The organism is Bacillus sp. N12A5 (genome assembly GCF_026790125.1).
Lineage (GTDB): Bacteria > Bacillota > Bacilli > Bacillales > Bacillaceae > Bacillus.
Map to the genome: position 1 here is coordinate 1 of NZ_JALAMR010000018.1, position 19385 is coordinate 19385.

Genomic DNA, 19385 nt, shown 5'->3' on the forward strand with positions numbered 1-19385 from the left:
AGGATTCGAACCTGCGACCGATCGGTTAACAGCCGATAGCTCTACCACTGAGCTACTGTGGAATAGTGAGACAAGACTTATTATATCAGCCTTGGTTTCCAGTGTCAAGAGGTAAATATTTTTTATTTATCTCTCGTGACGACTTTTATAATGTAACATAGGCTTGCCATATTCGTCAACCTTTTTCACGAAAAAATTCTTTTTATTTTTCCGCGGCATTTTCCGCATCTGTATCTGTCAGGATTCATGGCACGCTTCTTTATATACTGTTGGCCGCAGGCTGTGCAGATATACATATAAGTTTTTTTGCTTTCAGTTTTTTTCTTAAGGGGTGTACAGAACCTTGGCGCGTTGACCTGCTGCAGCAGCAATCGAAAATCTCTGTCTCTGTGCTTATATCCTTTTCCCTCAAGGTGAAGATGATAATGGCAGAGCTCGTGCTTGATGATGCCGATCAGTTCCTCCCTGCCGTGCTCAATCAGATATTTCCTGTTCAATTCAATGTTATGGGAAGTTAACAGATATCTTCCGCCCGTGGTTTTAAGCCTGTCATTAAAAACCGCATGGTGGCGGAACGGCTTTTTAAAATACGTTTCTGAAATATCCTCTGTCAGCTTTTGAAGCTCTTCGTTATCCATGGTGCACCTCACTTAAAAAACATTGAACGGGACAATTCACCGTTCGCATACAATATGGTAATCACCGTCCCTCATATGATAAAAGCTGAGGAGGAATGAGCCTATGCCAAATTGGCTTAAAAAACAGATGCAAAAAGCGTTCCTTGAAAAAGATAATTACCAAATTAAACTGCTGAATCAATGCTGGTATTTCTATAGGAAAAAACACTGCTCGTAAGCAGTGCTTTTATTTTACCATAGACAGCGATACTCTGCCTTTTTGCACATCTACGCCGTCAACCCAAACTGTCACAATATCGCCGACAGATACGACATCAAGAGGATGCTTGACGAATTGATTGCTGAGTTTTGAGATATGCACAAGCCCGTCTTGTTTGACCCCGATATCAACAAACGCTCCGAAGTCCACGACATTGCGCACGGTGCCCTGGAGTTCCATTCCCTCTTTCAAATCCTCCAGCTGAAGGACATCTGTTTTCAGCAAAGGCTTTGGCACCTCATCACGCGGATCGCGCTCCGGCCTTGTCAGCTGTTCACAAATATCTTTCAGCGTGATTTCGCCGATTCCCAGTTCTTTCGCCGTTTCAGAAAGCGCCAGCTGATTGATTTTATCCTTCAATTCTGCCGTACCGATTTGTTCTGTTGAAAGGCCGAGCTTTTTCAATAGCGCTTTTGTTTCTTTATAGCTTTCCGGGTGGATGCCTGTTCTATCCAAAGGCTCTGTCCCTTCCTGCACCCTTAAGAAACCGATGCATTGCTCATAGGTTTTCGCACCGAGTCTGGGGATGTCCTTCAGTTCTTTTCGATTCGAAAACTTTCCGATTTCCTCACGTTTTTTGACAATGTTGCCTGCGACCGACTTCGATAGTCCAGCTACATATTGCAGCAGCGCGGCGGAGGCTGTGTTGACGTTTACTCCAACCTGGTTAACGACCGTTTCGACGACGAAACGCAGAGATTCATTTAAGCGTTTTTGGCTGACATCATGCTGATACTGCCCGACACCCACAGACTTCGGATCGATCTTAACGAGCTCCGCGAGCGGGTCTTGAAGTCTTCGCGCAATAGATACGGCACTGCGCTCTTCAACCTGAAGCTCAGGGAATTCTTCTCTGGCAAGCTCAGAAGCCGAATAGACGCTTGCTCCTGCTTCATTGACGATCACATAATAAATTTTACGAGTTATGTCCTTCAGTACATTGACGATGAATTGCTCTGTTTCTCTGGACGCCGTGCCGTTTCCAATCGCCACCATCTCGACTTGATGCTGCTCAAGAATGGCTTTGACTTTTTCGTGGGCTTCTTTTGTTTTCTTGACTGGTGCATGCGGATAGATGACATCGATTTTCAATACTTTTCCAGTTTCGTCTGACACAGCAAGCTTACAGCCAGTTCGGAAGGCCGGGTCAACACCGAGCACGGTTTTGCCTTTCATCGGCGGCTGAAGCAGAAGCTTTCTCAAGTTCTCAGAGAAGATGTGAATTGCCTGTTCATCCGCTTTTTCTGACAGCTCTTTTCTGATTTCACGTTCGATTGCCGGCTGGATCAGCCTTTTATAGCTGTCTTCAATCGTCTCCTGCAAAATCTCTTTTACGGACGTTGGGCGGTTTTTGATGATCTGTTTTTCTAAATACGCCTTGATGTGATCCGCGGGCGGCTCGATAGACACCTTTAAAATGTCCTCTTTTTCGCCGCGGTTCATCGCCAGCACCCTGTGCGGAACGACTTTTGAAATTGGCTCTTCATACTCGTAATACATTTCATACACGTTTTTCTCGTCTGCGTCTGCCGATTTTCCAGCTGCAGATTTAATGGTTCCTTTTTTGAAGGTTTCCTGGCGAATCCACTTTCTGAAATTCGGCTCATCTGAGATTTGTTCCGCAATAATGTGCTTGGCGCCTTCAATTGCTTCTTCCCGTGTGAACACTTCTTTTTCTTCGCTGATGTATTGGTCTGCAACTGCTGCCAAACGATCATCCTGCGGAAGTGTTAAAATATAGTCTGCAAGCGGCTCAAGGCCTTTGCTTTTTGCGACTGTTGCCTTTGTTTTGCGTTTTTGTTTATACGGGCGGTAAAGGTCCTCCACTTCCTGAAGCTTCACCGATTGCTCGATTTTTCGCTTTAGGTCATCTGTCAGTTTATCCTGCTCTGCAATGAGACGGATAACTTCTTCTTTTCGCTGATTTAGGTTCTGTATGTATTGCCAGCGTTCAGAAATCGTCTGAATCTGAACCTCATCCATCGAACCCGTCTGCTCTTTTCGATACCGGGCGATAAAGGGGACTGTGTTGCCGTCCTCCAGCAGGCGGATGACACTTTCAACGTGTTTTTGTGATAATCCTATTTCTTTCGCAATTTGCTGTTTTAAAAGGGCTGACGTTTCCATGTAACCAAAGCCTCCAATATTGTCGTTCTTTCTCTAGTGTATCAAAAACCGAAAAAAACGCATAAAAAAAGAAGCCGGCGTTACGGCTTCTCGTTTTCTGATTTTCTAGGACAGCTGTCCAAGAATATAGGTCAGATCATCTTTTCTCGATGTCGTATACATTTTCAGCGAATTCGATATGTCTTCTACCGATTGGCCTTTTTTTAAATGGGAGCGGATATCGGGTACGTTGAGTCCATCTGTATGTATAATGAACTTTGACCCCTTTTCATAAGTGGCGGTGTGCGTTTTGTATTTTTGCGGCTTGCCTGATAAATAGCCTGAAATCGGCAGAGGATAAAAGCTTTCACCAGACGGGGAATGCAGAATAAACCGTACGTTTCCGACAGAGCAGTACGTAAACTGCCTTTGTTCAAAATTGATTTTCAGGATAGATGCTGTTGCACCCCTTTTGTTTTTCATCGCCTGATTACAGCGTTCGATAATGCTTTGTACGTCTTCATCCGCATAGTTTTCCACTAAGTCTTTGATGGCTGCAGAAGATTCGTTGGCAAGCGATCCGCTTCCAAGTCCGTCAGCTACTGCACAAATCAATTCCTTATCATCAGCTTTCATAAAAAAGCTGTCGCCGCAAATCGATTTTCCTTCTTTATTCAGTTGGTATACAAGAGTTTGAATATGCTCGTTTTCTTCAACCTGGATCATTACATTAACTCCATCGAGGGATCTTCAATCAAGGCCTCTCTGAGCTTCTTCACAGCTTTGCGCTGCAGACGCGAGACGTGCATTTGAGATATACCGAGAATGTCCCCAGTTTCTTTTTGGCTTTTGTTTTGAATATACGTAAGGTCGATGATTTGTTTTTCACGGTCAGAAAGGACGTGAAGCACGCTTTGCAGCATCATTTGCTGGTTAACCCGCTCATATCCGTCCTCCTGAGATCCGACAATGTCAAGAATCGTGACGGTGCTTCCATCCGCATCCGCTTCAATGCTGTGGTCAACGGATAGGGCTTGATAGCTTTTGCCCATTTCCATCGTTTCAAGAACCTCTTCCTCTGAAACATCAAGGAATTCAGCAATCTCTTCTACTTTTGGTGACCTTTGTGTTTCAGTCGTCAGCTGATCAACCGCCATTTTGATTCTTGGGCCCAGTTCTTTAATCCGTCTCGGCACGTGAACGCTCCATGTTTTATCTCTTAGGAAACGTTTAATCTCACCGATGATTGTCGGGATGGCAAAAGCTTCAAACGATTTGCCGACGACGGGATCGTATCGCTTAATCGCGCCGAGCAGCCCGATCATGCCGACTTGACGGAGATCCTCGTGAAAGCTTTTGCCTTTTGAATATTTTTTCGCAAGCATATCAACCAAATTTGTATACACCCGCACAAGCGTTTCTTGCGCCTGTTCGTCTTGATTTGTTTGGTAATCGCTTATGAGCCGATCGACTTCATCTTTAGTTAGTTTCGTAGTTTTTGATGGTTGTGTCATGATCAACTCGCTCCCCATTTAAATACTTTGTCATCGCTACGGTGACGCCGGAGTTGTTTTGCACTCTGACTTCATCCATGAGCGTTTCCATTAAATATAGACCGAGCCCTCCTTCTGATAATTGATCAACTGTGTGTGAAGGTGTGTACGGCCCAAGATCCTGCTGCTTTTGATCGAAATCAAAGCTGTCTCCTTCATCCGCCACAATGATTTCTAAACGGTCTTCGAACACACCGAATCGTATTGACACTTCCCCATTTTTATCTTCTTTATAAGCGTGCTGAACCGCATTTGTACACGCCTCACTGACTGCGATTTTCAGATCTTCAATTTCATCGTACGTATAGCCCATTCTGCTTGCGACGCCTGACAGCGTCAGCCTTATAATCCCTACATATTCAGGTTGGGCCGGCACTTTCATTTCGATGTAATCAGCGTTATTCTTCATTGCACTCCACCTTCTGACTTTGCAGAAATATCAATGATGTCCTTCAGGCCTGTAATGTCAAACAGACGGATCAGCCGATCAGATAGATTTTCGAGCTTCAGCGAACCGCCTTGCTTCTTCACTGTTTTAAAGATGCCTACAAAAACGCCCAATCCGGTACTGTCCATGTAGCTGACATCTTTCAGGCAAATCCTTAAGTCAGCGCCTTGTTCTGCCAGAGGAACGAGCTTCTCTCTGAGCACCGGAGCTGAGTATACATCTATTTCTCCTGCAATGTTTACTTGTATATCATTCTCGTTTTGCTTCACATCAACATTTATATTCATTCGTATCACCTCAAATTTTCCTTCAAATCACTAATTGTCTTATACCCCCGTCTGGCTGATGCTAAACCTTTCTTCGCAAAACAATTAACGTAAAATCATCATGAAGCTGAAAATCCTGCAATTTGAGGAGGCTGTCATAAATGTTTTTGACCATTTCCTGCGCGGAGGAACACATATGTTCCTCAATAAGCTTTTGCAGATCAGGGCGCTCCAAGAAACCGTTTTCCGTTCTGCATTCTGTGACGCCGTCAGAAAATAAAACAATCATATCGCCTTTTTCCAGATGCTGATCAAATTGTTTGTAGTCATAATCCTGCGAGATGCCGAGAACGAGCCCTTTGGCCTCTAAATCGTAAAATGTGTTGTCTTTTTGAGAATAATAGAATCCCGGTTCATGTCCCGCTGAAGCATATGTAAACTGATGCTTGTCCATATTGTAATTTGCATAAAACATCGTAATAAACATACTGGCGTCAACGTTTTGTTCAACAACCCGATTTAAATTTTTCAGCACCTGAGATGGATGTATGCCCGTTTCCGGCAAAGAGTCCATCGCGTATTTAATCATGGACATACAAAGAGCTGCCGGAATGCCTTTTCCGATCACATCCGCGATTGCGATATTAATGGATTCCTTGTCTTTGACAAAGTGGTAGTAGTCCCCGCTCATCTGTTTAGCGGGCACACTGATGGCGCCGATATCCAGCGCTTCCTCTTGCGGAATCTTTGTTCCGAGCAGCGTCTGCTGAACATTTGCTGCGATTTCAATTTCTGATTTGATTTCCTGCTGTATCCCCCTGAGGGTTTGATGCTCCTGATAAGCCATTCCATATCCAATCATGACTTCTATTAAAAAATCCAGCGAATGAAAAACATCTTCCGGGAGATTCGGATACAGCTCCTTCAGCACTTTTCGGTGTATGCTGATGATTTCTTCCGGAGGAATTTGGTGCTCGATTGTTTTTCGGCTGAATTTTTGGGCTTGATATAAAGATGTTTCTGTTAATTCGGCTATATATCGACTAAGCAGCTGATGATACCGCTGCTCAATAACCTCCCTAAAATCCACGTTCTTACCTCCTACCGAAGCCATTTAATGGCTTGTATCTCTGTTCCTTCCCCCGCTACGGAATTTAAGCTGAATTCATCCATCAGCCTTTTGACACCGGGAAGTCCCGCACCAAGTCCGCCAGACGTTGAAAATCCGTCTTCCATGACTTTTCGGATATCGGGAATTCCCGGCCCTTGGTCTTCCGCTATGATTTTCAGGCCCTTTTTTCCTCTGTCTGCGACCTGTTCAATTCCAATCTGCCCTTTGCCGGCATATAAATAAATGTTCCTGGCTAATTCTGAAATAGCCGTTGTAATTCTAGCCTGGTCTACAGTGCCGAATCCCAGTTCTTTTGCAACGTTTCGTCCCAGTTGTCTGGCGGCCACAATATCCCATTCTGTCATGATTTTTACACAGGATTGGTCGTTCATTCGCTATTCCCCCAATTCCCGCTTCAATGTCTCAAGCCCCTGCTCTAAGTCGAGTGCAGTCTCGATTTCCTCAAGAGCGATTCCGAGTTCAATCAGCGTCACTGCCACAGCGGGCTGAATGCCGGTCAAGACAACCTTTGCCCCCATTAACTTAGACATTGTAATGACGTCGCCCAGCACTTTCGCGATAAATGAATCTATCATATCCACAGATGTCAGGTCAATCACGACTCCGTTAGCACCTGTTTCGTATATTTTATTTAATAAGTCTTCTTGAAAGGTTAATGCAGTTTGGTCATCCAGTTCCCATTGAATGGATACTAATAAGCAATTATACAGTTTCAAGATCGGGATTTTCGGATGTCTCACAATGTTATTCCCCCAATGAAACGATTTTTCGATCCGTCATTTCCAATGCTGTTTGAATTCCTTTTTGCAGGGTATTCTTAGTAATAACTTGGGATAAATCAATGCCAAGGTTGACGATGGTTTGAGCAATTTCCGGACGGATTCCGGCGAGCAGGCATTTCGCTCCAACAAGCCTTACCGCTTCAGATGCCTGAATAATATGGTGGGCAACCATCGTATCAACGACAGGAACACCTGTGATATCAATTAACACGACTTGTGACCGATGTTTGACGACACCGTTTAGAAGGTTTTCCATAATTCGTTTAGCGCGTTCGGTATCAATTGTTCCGACCAGCGGCATCACGGTGATATTTTCAAATACCGGTATGAGCGGCGCAGATAGCTCCTGCAGGGCGATTTTTTGCAGAGAAACTGTTTTTTCCCACGAAATTGAGTATTGGTTAAAGATCTCAGTATTAATCGGGCTGAAAAAGCGGTCAATCTGCCAGATTAATTCCGTACTCTCTTGATCTGGCAATCTCTTATCATTCATTTTCGTGTAGAGACGCTTCCAGAATTCAGCAAGCGCAGTAGCCAAAAACTTCAAAGAAAGCCCGATTTGAACCGCTCGAAGCGCCAATTCGCTGATTTGGCTTTCAGCAGCGTTTTCGTCCTTAACAGACAGCAACAGAATGTCGATATATTCTTTAGATATATTTTCATACACTTGGTCAGTCAGCTGATAGGATTCTTGCTCGCTTAATTCTTTTAGTGTGTCAGTCCACAGTTGGAGCAGTTCATTTTGATTCTCGGCAATGAACTGGTATACAGTCTGATTCGACATCAAATTCGCTTACCTCCCGATAAAAAACAACATATTTTTTTCGTTATTTCACTATTATATCGTTTATGTTTTTTGAAAACAAAAAAAGTTGCTCTATTTGAGCAACCTATAAAATATGTCTAAAAATCAATGAGTGCCAAACTGATTTGTAAGGCTTCATCAACCTTATCCATCATTTCATCATCCAGATGAGTAATCTTATCCGTTAACCTTTGCTTGTCAATCGTCCGAATTTGCTCCAGCAAAATAACGGAATCTCTTTCAAAACCGTAGCGTTTTGCATCGATTTCGACGTGGGTTGGTAATTTCGCTTTCTGTATTTGTGCTGTTATGGCTGCAACAATAGCAGTTGGGCTGAAGCGATTTCCGATGTCATTTTGGATCACTAAAACCGGGCGCACCCCGCCTTGCTCTGAGCCAACAACAGGAGATAAATCAGCAAAATAAACATCGCCGCGTTTCACAATCAAATGATTATCCTCCGCTGACTAAGCGCTCAACTGTCGTTTCAGCCTCGCACTCCGCAAAGTGAGCCTCAGAAGAAATATTCAGGTTGATTTTCGCCATTTCCATATAGCCGCGTCTCATCAAATCACGGTTGTGACGAGTTGTTCGTTCGCTGACATACGCTCTCACTGCTTGTGATATCAGTTCGTTTCTGCTACGTTTCTCCCGCATCGCTACACCATCCAATTCAGCTACTAGGTTTTCGGGCAAGCTGATTTTCATTTCGGTTCTTGCGCTGGATTCAGACAAAAAACATACACCTCCACCAAACTTACGGATACGACTCTTTTATCCATCCAGTGATAATGATACCATTATTCACTCTTCAAGCAAAGCTGTTTTATGAATTCTCATAATGAGATGAGCTATTTGCTTGCATTTTCCTGCAATAAAGGATTTCTTACTTCCATTATACTCCCATTTTCCAAAAACATACGGGGAACGCGGGAACTTATTGTACAAGCCACTTCGTAGTTTATGGTTTCGAGCCTGCCTGCGACCTCATCCATGGAAATATGTTCATCTCCCTGGGAGCCGATTAATGTGACTTTTGTGCCCGGCGGATATTCCTGATCCAGCTCGACCATAAATTGGTCCATACAGATTCGGCCGGCAATTTTCAGCCGTTTTCCCTTCACAAGAATTTCGGTCCCTTTCAACTTTCGAAGCCAGCCGTCCGCGTAGCCGACAGGCACCGTTCCGATCCATGTGTCTTTTTCCGCTGTGTATTCCGCTCCGTAGCTGACGCTCTCGCCTTTTCTGACCAGTTTGACATGAGACAGCGTCGAATGCAGGGTGAATGCAGGGCACAGCTGAAACGGTATTTCGTCCGTAATGTCGGCTGACGGACGGAGCCCGTACATTCCGATGCCGAATCTGACCGCGTTGAAAAAGCCTTTTTTCAGACGGAGGCCGGCTGCGCTGTTGGCGCAGTGCACCATCAGATTCTTTAGCGGCAGCGGAGCAATCAGCTCTTTAAAGCGCTCAAACTGCATGAAAAAATAGCCTCTTTCTTTTTCATCCGCAGTCGCAAAATGGGTAAATACCCCTTTGCATTTCAAACGGGGGTTGCGGTCAAGAATCGCCATCACGTTCAGAACTTCTTCCTCTGTTTTTACACCCAGCCTGTTCATCCCCGTATCGACCTTCAGATGAAAATGAAGAGAACCTTTTTTCATGTGGCGGGCTGCCTCCTGAAGCCATTCAACAGAATAACCTGTTAATGTCACGTCATACTCAGCAGCGATTGCCACATACTCCGGGGGAACTGCGCCGAGCACCAATATAGGCGCCTTTAAGCCCTTTTTGCGCAGTGAAATCGCTTCATCCAGAATGGCTACCGCTAAGCATGAAGCGCCTGCATCAAGCGCCGCCTTTGCTACTTCTGCATCACCATGCCCGTAAGCATTCGCTTTCACAACCGCCATCAGGTGGACATGCTCCCCAATGTGTTTTTTCATATTGCTGACATTTTCCTTTATCGCGGACAAGTCGATTTCCGCCCAGGTATCTCTGTAAAAAGGTTTTGTGCTCATTCATGACACTTCCTAGCTTTTATTCAATATCATTTACATATCATACTAAAATTATAGGACAAAGGGAAACGATGCCTGACGAAAAAAAGGCCAAATCATGTTTGGCCTTTGGCGGTTATTTAGATGATTGTCCCTGCATGCTTTTTGCGACTGTCACCATTTCTTCCTTAGATAGATCTTTAGATGAGAGAAGGTAATCTACCCCGTCATATGTCCATGATAATGACGCATCTGACAAGGCGCCGATCGTGTAGCCAAGATTTACCGGTTCGCCGTTCAGCGTAACGGAGGAGGATGCCTTGGCGATCTGGGCTTTTTCCTGAATTAAGGTAAATGATTTTTCTCCTCCGTAGGTCATGATGATCCGCTTCCCGTCTTCAGTAGAAATATCTTTCTCTTCAAGCAGTTTTACGCCAAGCGGCAGTTCAAGCGGCGTTTTAACCGCGAATGTATCGGATGGCTTCGCGCTTGTGGCAACATCCATTTGAGAAAGGGTCATATTTTTCTTTTCGTCAAATGATTCTTTGTCGAATTGTTTATTAAATTCGAAGCTGCTGAATTCTACTTTCACCATGACTTTTCTGTCAGTATCCATGACTTTGACAGATGACGGGCTCATATCTTTTTTGTTAAACGTGATTTCTTGCGTTGGCAGCATTTTGTTGTGCTGATAGTTTGTTTTTGTTTCAAATACATATTTCTTCTCTTTCGCAGTGAAGACCGCATCTGAATCGTTTTGAACATCTTTTACGAGCGATTCAAACAGATACACCTGGCTGCTGTTGTTCGGCCAGTCGCTTTGGAACCTGAAACTCTTATTTAAAGACGGCGTGAGAACAAATACTCCGTTTTCATTTCGTAAAATGACTTGGTTTTGGTCCTTTTTTGGATTTTCCAGATAAACCCTGTACAGAGACGGTTTTTTGTGCCAGATTTCCACATTGTATACTTGAGGCTCACTCCCTGTCTCGATGGTCATTTTCGCTTTTGCTTTGTACGAGGTGTATTCTTTCGCCTTTTCATCTAATCCGGTCACAATATCTTGCTGCGTTTTTTCCCCGCAGGCAGAAAGAATAAGGACAGCAAGCAGTCCCGTTAAAAGCAAAACAAAGCTTTTTCTCACCTTTTTCAACCCCTTTTTCTCAATTGATGTAAAAGGAAGAAATCGCTTGTTTGACTTTAACGGTACGCTCGGTACAGGCAGGCAGAACGGATGCGTACCATAAAGCCTCAAACAACTTGTCTCCCTTAATGCATTATCAAATATATGAGTGGGGTTTCCCTAATATGCAGACTAGCTTGACAACCTTTCAATCACAACCTGCGCGGCTGCGTATTCCTTTGTATGGGTGATTGATACGTGAACGGCGGCTTGGCTCAGCTTCGCGCAAATGATATAAGGCTTGCCATTTTGATTTTTTTTGATTTCAATGTCCTGAAAACTGAGCTGTTTCCCAATACCGGTGCCAAATGCTTTGGAGAAAGCTTCTTTTGCCGCAAATCGGCCCGCGAGAAATTCAATTTTTCTTTTCTCAGAAAGCTCATGATATTGGTCAAGCTCGCCTGGCGTCAAAATCCGCTCAGCAAACCTTTTCTGGCGGGCGGCCATGGCAGCAATCCGTTTAAGTTCGGTGATGTCTAAACCAATGCCATAAATCATGTGATAACCTTCTTTCGTACGTACTATTTGAATGGTTTGTCTCATAAACGTGTTACTATAGAAATACCAAAATGATGAAAAGGGGCTCGGAATGTTTATACGGACTGAAAATTTTCAAACGTTTATCAGGCTTTACCCCGTTGTCACCTTTATATTGGCGTTGCAAGCTGCCCTCTGGCTGTTTTTTTCACTTCCTGTCCATTCGGTGGTGTTATGGAGAGATGCCGTCACAGGCTATAATCTAGGCGTTGCAAACGGTGAATGGTGGCGGTTGATCACTCCTGTTTTGCTGCACGCCGGTTTTACCCATCTGCTGTTTAATTCCATGTCGATCTTTTTATTTGCCCCGGCTTTAGAACGCATGCTGGGAAAAGCGCGTTTCCTGCTTGTGTACGCCGGCTCCGGCATCATCGGCAATATCGGCACATATATTACAGAGCCGCTTGATTACGTGCATGTCGGGGCTTCCGGCGCGATTTTCGGGCTATTCGGCGTGTATCTGTTTATGGTTCTTTTTCGCAAAGAACTGATCGGGCACGAGCATTCCAAAATGATTCTCACCCTGCTCGCATTTGCCGTTCTCATGTCATTTATCAACTCCAATATTAACATGATGGCCCATCTGTTTGGACTTTGCGGCGGGTTTCTTCTTTCATTTTTATGTGTGCAAAAAAAAGAGCGGCGGTATTAACCGTCCGCTTTTTCATATGAGTACCAGTTTAAAATGAAGGCTGCATCCTCTTCACCTACATCCCTCACCGTTAATTCTTCCATATGGCTCGATGATTTCACCGAAGTAGAAATGGTATACAGGCTGCCTTTCTTTTGGAAATAGGATTGGCTGAACTTGCAAACCTGCATTCGTTTTTTCAACACAATCGCGGTTGTTCTGCCGATAAATCTTGACGTCAATTGAAGACGGTCCCCGCTGATCGTCCACGCTGCATCCCTATATGCGAGGTAGCCAAAGACCAATTCAATCGGCAGCAGGATGATTGACAGATAGCCCCATGGCTGAAAGAAGATACATAACGGGATGATCAAAAAGATTGAAAAAATGACGGAACGGAACAAATATCGTTTTAACGCGCGCCGCGGCAGGCGGCGGCAGTTTTCTTCCAGCGTGTATTCCGGCGTAAAGGTCCGGAGCATGTGCGGAAGCTTTTTTTTATGAATCATCGGAAAAAGAATGGTCAAAGCGCCTTCTTCTTTTTCCCGGTCGCCTCCGCCCGCGCTGACGATGGACACCGTCACAAAGCCGAAAAGCTGGCGGATGATGTTTTCTTTTATTTTAATGGCCTGTATTTTTCGGAGCGGAATCGTAACTTGATGTTTTTCAATAATCCCTCTTGAAATTACCAGTTCCTGTTCTTTTTTCATGATTTGAAAGTTCGCGTATTTAAACATCATACCGGCGATGCTGAAAATCCAGGCGATAAATAAACCGAAAAAAATGAGTACCGCGTAAATGCCGATGCTGGCGTGCTGAAGGAAGGAAAATTTATCGAAAACCCAATCCATCGGCAGCACTTCGTCAAGCTGGGAAATAAGCGCAAATACAGCAGAGATAATCACTCCGATTCCGCCGGAGGTAGAAGCGGCCATCAGTAATTCTTTCGCGTTCATGCGATAGTGCTCTTTGTGCTCAACAGCCGGGATCAGCTCCCGCTCCGCTTCAATCAATTCTTCATCGTGTTTGTTTTCGTGCCTTTGTGCTTTTTTCTTAAAGACAGCTTCTTTGATGCGTTCAGCTTCTTCAAGAGAAATAGCAGAAAGAACAGCTTCTGCCTCCTTGCCTCCGCCTGCCGTTTCAATTTGCAGCTTCACAAGCTTAAAAATTTGCTGGACCACGCCCGCGCTCGTATTCATCGTTTGAATCCGGTCAATCGATATGTATTTCTTTTTCGTGACAAACAAGCCCTCTTCGATTCTAAATTCATCATCTTCAATCCGATAAGTAAACCTTCTCCATTCGATGATGCTTGCGGCTACAAGCCAGATGAACAGTACACCGAGCGCAATGGCTCCGTAAAAACGGACAGTATGATTCGAATTCACAATATAAACAAAAAAGAATGGCAGAATGATATTTTTTATCGTTTGAATAATGGTATGGCTTAAATTCAAAATGACTGCCGCCGGGTGCAGGCGTTTCGGTTCAGACATCATCGTCAGTCACCCTTGCCAGACGGGAAATAGAGTCTCTCAGCCGATCCGCTTCCTCCATTGCTAAAGCGGGAATCGAATGAACGGTTGCGGCCGTGGAAATTTTGACGGTTGCCAGATTGTACTTTTTCAATAACGGTCCTTGTGACGTATCTACGTGCTGAACCCTGACCATTGGAACAATTACACGCGTTACCACAAAAATACCTGATTGAATATCTATTTCATGTTCATGAACCTCATAGCGCCACACTTTATGACGGATCTTTGGAATGAGAAAGATCGTCACAACAGACCCCAGAAACCAAACCGCGCCGAGCACGCCGCTGATCCAGTACGGCCAATGAAAATAATAGCTTAACACTGCAACTGCTATGACAATAAGCAAGCAGACAGCGGATGTGATGATCTCTTGAAGTCGCCAAACCTTTAATCCGTCCGGACTGATTTGGTTTTTTGGCTGCTCTCTCAAAATACCTACCTCCCGTTTTTTCGTCGTTACTTATACGTCTCTTTCACAGAAAGGTTTCATTCTTTAGCATACATAGAAAAACGGCTACCGTCAGCTGAAAGTTTGCTGAATCACAAATCGCGAACATAAAAAAGCCCAAAACGTTATGTTTTGGGCTTTTCATTGATAGTATTAGTAAGATTTTTTCTGGCGTCTGTCACCTGAAGAACGGCGATCGTTTGAACGCTTTTTGTCGTAGGAAGAACGGTTGTTGCTTTTCCCTTTTCCGCCGCGATAGCCGCCGCCTTGTCCGTCTCTGCGTTTAGAAGAGCGCTGGTTTTTGTAGCGTTTGCTGATCATCGGCGCTTCGTCTGTTAAGCGAACCGGTGTGTTGTCCGGCTCTTTTGTAGACATTTTGATAGCAGCTGCAACTACTGTTACTGCATCATGATCTTCAAGCAGCTCAGCAGCCGCTGTCATGTAGAAATTCAGGTTGTTTTCACTGATTGCCGTGCGAAGACGTTCAACCGTAACCTGCTGCTGGCCTTCTAACGCTTCATCAAGTGTAGGCTCCTTCATGCGGTCCATTTTGCGTTTTGTGGTTTGTTCAATTGCGCGAAGCATGCTTTTCTCACGCGGTGTAATGAACGTCATCGCCATACCTGTTTTTCCTGCACGGCCTGTTCTTCCGATACGGTGAACGTAGCTTTCAGGATCTTGAGGCACGTCGAAGTTGTACACATGAGTAACACCTGAGATATCAAGTCCGCGAGCGGCAACATCAGTTGCGACAAGAACTTCGATTGCACCTTCTTTAAATTTGCGAAGCGCAACCATACGTTTCGCCTGCGTTAAGTCACCGTGAATTCCTTCAGCCGCATATCCGCGAAGGTTCAGGGCTTCAGTCAGCTCATCGACACGGCGTTTTGTACGTCCGAATACGATCGCAAGCTCAGGAGACTGAATGTCAAGAAGACGAGTGAGTGTATCAAATTTTTTGCGCTCTTGCACTTCTAAATAGAACTGCTGAATGTTAGAAACCGTCATTTCTTTTGCTTTTACTTTTACGTGTTCCGGCTCAGTCATAAAGCGCTCTGCAATGCGTTTGATCGGCGCAGGCATTGTAGCAGAGAACAGAAGTGTCTGGTGCTCGCTCGGCACGTTTGAAAGGATAGATTCAATGTCGTCAATGAATCCCATGTTCAGCATTTCATCCGCTTCATCCATTACAACAGTATTTACGTTGTTTAAACGAATTGTGCGGCGGTTGATGTGGTCAAGAAGACGTCCAGGCGTTCCGACAATGATATTCGGATTCTTCTTTAACGCCCGGATTTGCCGTCCAATATCCTGTCCGCCGTAAATAGGAAGAACTTTCGCACGCTTATCTTGTCCAATTTTATATAATTCTTCAGATACTTGAATGGCTAATTCACGGGTTGGCGCGATTACGATTGCTTGAATATTAGGAGACTCGGGGTTAATTTTTTCAACAAGGGGTATACCAAACGCAGCTGTTTTACCTGTACCTGTTTGCGCTTGTCCAATGACGTCTTTATTTGAAAGTCCGAGCGGTATCGTTTGTGCCTGAATCGGTGTTGCTTCTTCAAATCCCATACGATTAATTGCTTTCATGAGATCAGAACTTAAATTAAAATCTTGAAACGTTATAGTCAAATTATTCAAACTCCTTCTAATTGCTGTTTCAGTAATGTCGTGATTTACCACTTATAAAACTGCCCTTTTAACAAAAAGGACAGGATCCATCCGTATACAAAGCCCGAATTACTTTAAGTTTTATCTTACCATTACACTATTCGTTTTTCAATAAGATGAGAAGCAGAACGGCATCTCGAATATGCTGGCTGCTTCTCCATCTGCTCCCATGTATCAGGTAGAGAACTTCGGGTCAGCGGATAAGAGTCCGGACGAATATGTTCGTATCGCGAAATAACCTGTATTTATTGTATCATAGCCGCAGCCGGCCAGACATACATTATTTCCGGCCGGCATACATTATTGTTTGCACATCATGTTATTTTATGATGCAATATGCATTTTTTCCGCAAGATTTTTTTCTTAAGAGAGCGGGCTCTCTATTAAATCTTTAACGATTTCCTCAAGCTTCATACCTCTGGACGCTTTGAATAAAATCAAATCTCCTTTTGATGCGTGTTCCTTCACAGCTTGGAGGAGATCTTTTTTCTCTGTGAAGTGGCTGACGCGTTCTTTCTCAAAGTGTTTCCGTGCGCCTTCCGCAATAAAAGCGCCCAGTTTTCCGTACGTAAAGACGCGGTCGATTTTCTCAGGGCTGATCACAGCGCCGCACTCTTTATGGAACGTTTCTTCAAGATCGCCGAGTTCAAGCATGTCGCCGAGTACGAGCATTTTTTTCCCGTAGCCTTCAAGGCTTTCTGTCAATTGTATCGCAGCCTTCATGGAAGTCGGACTCGCATTATAAGCGTCATTGATAATTGAAATGCCGCTGTCTGTTTTGATGAGTTCAAGTCTCATCCCGGTTACCTTAAGCCCGCTCAGTCCTTTAGCGACATCGGCTGGAGTGATGCCGAAATAAACCCCCGCGGCAACCGCAGCCATGGCGTTCATGACATTGTGCTTGCCGAGTATCGGAATAAAAAACGTTTTTTCCATCCCTTTGATTGTAAAATGGGTTCCTGCTTCACTCTGGCTGACACCCTGAAGCTGATAATCATTTTGTGATCCCGTTCCGTATGTTTTTGTTTGGCAGATGTATTCATTTTGAAGAAGCGGTTCGTCCCCGATATAAATCAGCACTCCGTCTTCTTTAAGGCCGTTAATGATTTCGAGCTTGGCTTCCGCGATGCCCTCTCTTGAGCCAAGTTCTTGCATATGGGATTCGCCGATATTCGTAATCACAGCCACTTCCGGGTTTGCCAAGCGGCTCAGGAGGTCAATTTCTCCTTTGGCGCTCATGCCCATTTCTAATACAGCGATCTCCGTGTCTTCAGGCATGGCTAAAACCGTCAGCGGCAGGCCGATGTGATTATTGAAGTTTCCTCCTGTTTTGTGGACACGGTACCGCGTGCCCAGGACGGCGTGAATCATATCTTTCGTTGTCGTTTTGCCATTGCTTCCGGTTACCCCGATAACTCGCGTGCCAAGCTCCCGCAAATAGGCTTTTGCAAGCTTCTGAAGTGCGGAAAGGGTGTCGTCCACTAAGATGACGGCTTGATTCTCGGGCGGATTTGGTTCTGACCGATCCCACAAAACGGCCGCTACACCGGCTTCAAATGCCTGCGGCACAAAAGTGTGGCCGTTAAAATGTTCCCCTTTCAGCGGAATAAAAAGCTGATCTTGTTCCAGTTTTCTTGTATCTGTTGACACTCCATGAATCACGGTTTGTTCATGTTGCGGATTTGTCAGTGTGCCTTTGACCATCTCGGCAATGTTCTTTACTGTTCGCTTAATCAAGTGAGGTCCCTCTCTTTCTTTTGTATATACGGGAAAAGACACTGCCCTCTAACCGGCAGTGTCCATCTTCATTAGAATGTATGCTTAATTAATTGTTTCTCAGCATGGCGTTCTTTTGCAAGCTCCACAAGCTGTTCAATCAGGTCAGCGTATTCCACACCGGCCTCTTTCCAGAGCAGCGGGAACATGCTGAAAGGTGTGAAGCCAGGCATTGTGTTGACTTCATTGATTAGAACTTCGCCGTCAGCTGTCAGGAAAAAGTCTGCTCTGACGAGTCCTGAACCATCGATCGCTTTAAATGCCTTAATCGCCATATCACTGATTGTTGCATATTCCTCATCGGACACAATCGCCGGGATCATCAGATCAGTGTCTCCGTCCTCATATTTCGCTTTGTAATCGTAGAAATCAGTCTTCGGTGCGATCTCTCCCACAACAGAGCATTTAGGATCGTCATTTCCGAGAACGCCGATTTCGATTTCGCGGCCGTTAATTCCTTCTTCAACGACGACTTTACGGTCATATTGGAATGCAAGCTCAAACGCTTTTTGCAATTCTTCACGGTTACGGCATTTGCTGATTCCGACACTAGATCCAAGATTTGCCGGTTTTACGAAGCAAGGATAGCCTAATTCCTGTTCGACCTGCTGACAGCTTTCTTCCGGAGAACGAGTCCAATCTTTCTTAAGGAAAGCCGCGTATTTAGCCTGAGCAAGTCCGGCTTGCGCGAATAAATGTTTCATGATGACTTTATCCATGCCTGCTGAGGAAGCAAGCACACCGTTGCCGACATAAGGAATATTCAATAGTTCGAGCATTCCTTGGATCGTACCGTCTTCTCCATTCGGTCCGTGGAGGAGCGGGAATACGACGTCGATGGCTTCGTTTTGCTGTGAAACTTCCTGCGGAAACATCTCCTGATTCAAGGCAGCCGGAGAAAAAGCAGTGCCTCCCTGTTCAAATTGAAGCATTTTTACGTTGGACACAGGCTCAGTTAAACGGGCGCCTCTTACCCATTCGCCTTTTTCAGTTATATAAATCGGATGTATATCAAACTTCTCAGTGTTTAGCGCTTTGATTACAGCCAGAGCGGTCTGCAGTGAAACATTATGTTCTGCCGACTTTCCTCCGTACACTAATCCTAGACTTGTTTTCAATGGATACTCCCCCCACTACAATTCATCTTTACTATCTTATCACTTTCACAAGAAAATGATCTAATTATTTTTGGGCATGCTGATGTGGAATGCATTTGTATGTAATTCCTTTTTATTTTATATTAAAATGGCATTGAAAAGGAGATGTGACATATGAAAAAAATCACAACAAACGAACAATTTAACGAACTGATTCAATCAGATAAAGAAATTATTGTAAAGTTTTATGCTGATTGGTGCCCAGACTGCACACGCATGAATATGTTCATTGGCGATATTCTGGAAGAGTACAATCAAAATGACTGGTATGAGCTGAATAAGGACGAGCTTCCTGAACTCGCTGAAAAATACCAAGTAATGGGTATTCCTAGCTTGCTTATCTTCAAAAACGGTGAAAAAACAGCTCACCTTCATAGCGCCAATGCCAAAACGCCTGAAGAAGTGACTGAATTTTTGTCTGAACATATAAGCTAATTCGTTAGACAGCC

General features: G+C 44.5%; 23 protein-coding genes. 3 read left to right on the top strand and 20 right to left on the bottom strand.

Annotation, left to right across the window (positions count from 1 at the left end; all coding sequences use genetic code 11):
• Nucleotides 1–185: 185 nt before the first annotated feature.
• Nucleotides 186–638, bottom strand: coding sequence for a SprT family protein (locus MOC09_RS17475; protein WP_268359125.1), 453 nt, complete (start codon nucleotides 636–638; stop codon nucleotides 186–188).
• A 103-nt stretch (nucleotides 639–741) separates the two neighbouring features.
• Between MOC09_RS17475 and cmpA the strand changes: the two genes are divergently transcribed.
• Nucleotides 742–855: a cortex morphogenetic protein CmpA gene (gene cmpA / locus MOC09_RS17480; RefSeq protein WP_003225207.1), complete on the top strand. Its 114-nt coding sequence runs from the start codon at nucleotides 742–744 to the stop codon at nucleotides 853–855.
• A 9-nt stretch (nucleotides 856–864) separates the two neighbouring features.
• Here cmpA and MOC09_RS17485 read toward each other — a convergent pair whose 3' ends face one another.
• The 14 genes from MOC09_RS17485 to acpS form a co-directional block, all read right to left on the bottom strand.
• Complete coding sequence (locus tag MOC09_RS17485; RefSeq protein WP_268359127.1) at nucleotides 865–3024, bottom strand: Tex family protein; 2160 nt, start codon at nucleotides 3022–3024, stop codon at nucleotides 865–867.
• Between the two features lie 105 nt (nucleotides 3025–3129).
• Nucleotides 3130–3729 carry a phosphoserine phosphatase RsbX gene (gene rsbX / locus MOC09_RS17490; protein ID WP_268359129.1) on the bottom strand — a complete coding sequence of 200 codons (600 nt, stop codon included), beginning with the start codon at nucleotides 3727–3729 and terminating at the stop codon, nucleotides 3130–3132.
• Nucleotides 3729–4517, bottom strand: coding sequence for an RNA polymerase sigma factor SigB (gene sigB / locus MOC09_RS17495; protein ID WP_003225200.1), 789 nt, complete (start codon nucleotides 4515–4517; stop codon nucleotides 3729–3731). Before sigB ends, rsbX begins: the two co-directional genes overlap by 1 nt.
• Complete coding sequence (gene rsbW / locus MOC09_RS17500; RefSeq protein WP_268359132.1) at nucleotides 4483–4965, bottom strand: anti-sigma B factor RsbW; 483 nt, start codon at nucleotides 4963–4965, stop codon at nucleotides 4483–4485. The genes sigB and rsbW overlap by 35 nt, the downstream gene beginning before the upstream one ends.
• Complete coding sequence (rsbV, locus tag MOC09_RS17505; protein WP_014662855.1) at nucleotides 4962–5291, bottom strand: anti-sigma factor antagonist RsbV; 330 nt, start codon at nucleotides 5289–5291, stop codon at nucleotides 4962–4964. The genes rsbW and rsbV overlap by 4 nt, the downstream gene beginning before the upstream one ends.
• A 61-nt stretch (nucleotides 5292–5352) precedes the next feature.
• On the bottom strand, nucleotides 5353–6360 hold the full coding sequence (rsbU, locus tag MOC09_RS17510) for a phosphoserine phosphatase RsbU (RefSeq protein WP_268359135.1): 1008 nt from the start codon (nucleotides 6358–6360) through the stop codon (nucleotides 5353–5355).
• A gap of 11 nt (nucleotides 6361–6371) precedes the next feature.
• The gene (gene rsbT / locus MOC09_RS17515; RefSeq protein ID WP_003225192.1) at nucleotides 6372–6773 is read right to left on the bottom strand and encodes a serine/threonine-protein kinase RsbT; all 402 of its coding nucleotides are present in this window, start codon (nucleotides 6771–6773) and stop codon (nucleotides 6372–6374) included.
• Nucleotides 6774–6776: 3 nt separating this feature from the next.
• On the bottom strand, nucleotides 6777–7142 hold the full coding sequence (gene rsbS, locus MOC09_RS17520) for an RsbT antagonist protein RsbS (protein WP_003225190.1): 366 nt from the start codon (nucleotides 7140–7142) through the stop codon (nucleotides 6777–6779).
• A 4-nt stretch (nucleotides 7143–7146) separates the two neighbouring features.
• Nucleotides 7147–7971 carry an RsbT co-antagonist protein RsbRA gene (gene rsbRA, locus MOC09_RS17525; RefSeq protein ID WP_080314625.1) on the bottom strand — a complete coding sequence of 275 codons (825 nt, stop codon included), beginning with the start codon at nucleotides 7969–7971 and terminating at the stop codon, nucleotides 7147–7149.
• A 116-nt stretch (nucleotides 7972–8087) separates the two neighbouring features.
• Nucleotides 8088–8438 (bottom strand): type II toxin-antitoxin system endoribonuclease NdoA, encoded by a 351-nt coding sequence (gene ndoA, locus MOC09_RS17530; protein WP_003156187.1) that lies wholly within the window; start codon nucleotides 8436–8438, stop codon nucleotides 8088–8090.
• A 4-nt stretch (nucleotides 8439–8442) separates the two neighbouring features.
• Nucleotides 8443–8724 (bottom strand): type II toxin-antitoxin system antitoxin EndoAI, encoded by a 282-nt coding sequence (endB, locus tag MOC09_RS17535; protein ID WP_003225183.1) that lies wholly within the window; start codon nucleotides 8722–8724, stop codon nucleotides 8443–8445.
• 116 nt (nucleotides 8725–8840) lie between these two features.
• Nucleotides 8841–10010, bottom strand: coding sequence for an alanine racemase (alr, locus tag MOC09_RS17540; protein WP_268359137.1), 1170 nt, complete (start codon nucleotides 10008–10010; stop codon nucleotides 8841–8843).
• A 115-nt stretch (nucleotides 10011–10125) separates the two neighbouring features.
• A complete protein-coding gene (locus tag MOC09_RS17545; protein WP_080010740.1) occupies nucleotides 10126–11142 on the bottom strand; it encodes a LolA family protein in 1017 nt (338 codons plus the stop codon).
• 162 nt (nucleotides 11143–11304) lie between these two features.
• Nucleotides 11305–11670, bottom strand: coding sequence for a holo-ACP synthase (acpS, locus tag MOC09_RS17550; protein WP_268359140.1), 366 nt, complete (start codon nucleotides 11668–11670; stop codon nucleotides 11305–11307).
• 91 nt (nucleotides 11671–11761) lie between these two features.
• Between acpS and MOC09_RS17555 the strand changes: the two genes are divergently transcribed.
• Complete coding sequence (locus tag MOC09_RS17555) at nucleotides 11762–12361, top strand: rhomboid family protein (RefSeq protein ID WP_268371319.1); 600 nt, start codon at nucleotides 11762–11764, stop codon at nucleotides 12359–12361.
• On the opposite strand, the gene MOC09_RS17560 is transcribed toward MOC09_RS17555, so the two are convergent.
• The 5 genes from MOC09_RS17560 to MOC09_RS17580 all read right to left on the bottom strand — a co-directional run bounded on the left by MOC09_RS17560 (nucleotide 12358) and on the right by MOC09_RS17580 (nucleotide 18897).
• Nucleotides 12358–13839 carry a PH domain-containing protein gene (locus MOC09_RS17560; RefSeq protein WP_268371322.1) on the bottom strand — a complete coding sequence of 494 codons (1482 nt, stop codon included), beginning with the start codon at nucleotides 13837–13839 and terminating at the stop codon, nucleotides 12358–12360. The two genes, MOC09_RS17555 and MOC09_RS17560, sit on opposite strands and share 4 nt — an antisense overlap.
• Nucleotides 13829–14308, bottom strand: a complete 480-nt coding sequence (locus MOC09_RS17565; RefSeq protein ID WP_268359146.1) for a PH domain-containing protein — start codon at nucleotides 14306–14308, stop codon at nucleotides 13829–13831. Before MOC09_RS17565 ends, MOC09_RS17560 begins: the two co-directional genes overlap by 11 nt.
• Nucleotides 14309–14479: 171 nt before the next feature.
• Nucleotides 14480–15964: a degradosome RNA helicase CshA gene (gene cshA / locus MOC09_RS17570; protein WP_268359150.1), complete on the bottom strand. Its 1485-nt coding sequence runs from the start codon at nucleotides 15962–15964 to the stop codon at nucleotides 14480–14482.
• Between the two features lie 402 nt (nucleotides 15965–16366).
• On the bottom strand, nucleotides 16367–17740 hold the full coding sequence (locus MOC09_RS17575) for a UDP-N-acetylmuramoyl-tripeptide--D-alanyl-D-alanine ligase (RefSeq protein WP_268371324.1): 1374 nt from the start codon (nucleotides 17738–17740) through the stop codon (nucleotides 16367–16369).
• A gap of 71 nt (nucleotides 17741–17811) precedes the next feature.
• Nucleotides 17812–18897, bottom strand: a complete 1086-nt coding sequence (locus MOC09_RS17580) for a D-alanine--D-alanine ligase (protein ID WP_268359155.1) — start codon at nucleotides 18895–18897, stop codon at nucleotides 17812–17814.
• A 153-nt stretch (nucleotides 18898–19050) separates the two neighbouring features.
• On the opposite strand from MOC09_RS17580, the gene MOC09_RS17585 reads away from it, so the two are divergent.
• On the top strand, nucleotides 19051–19371 hold the full coding sequence (locus MOC09_RS17585; protein ID WP_003225161.1) for a thioredoxin family protein: 321 nt from the start codon (nucleotides 19051–19053) through the stop codon (nucleotides 19369–19371).
• The last annotated feature ends 14 nt before the right edge of the window (nucleotides 19372–19385 follow it).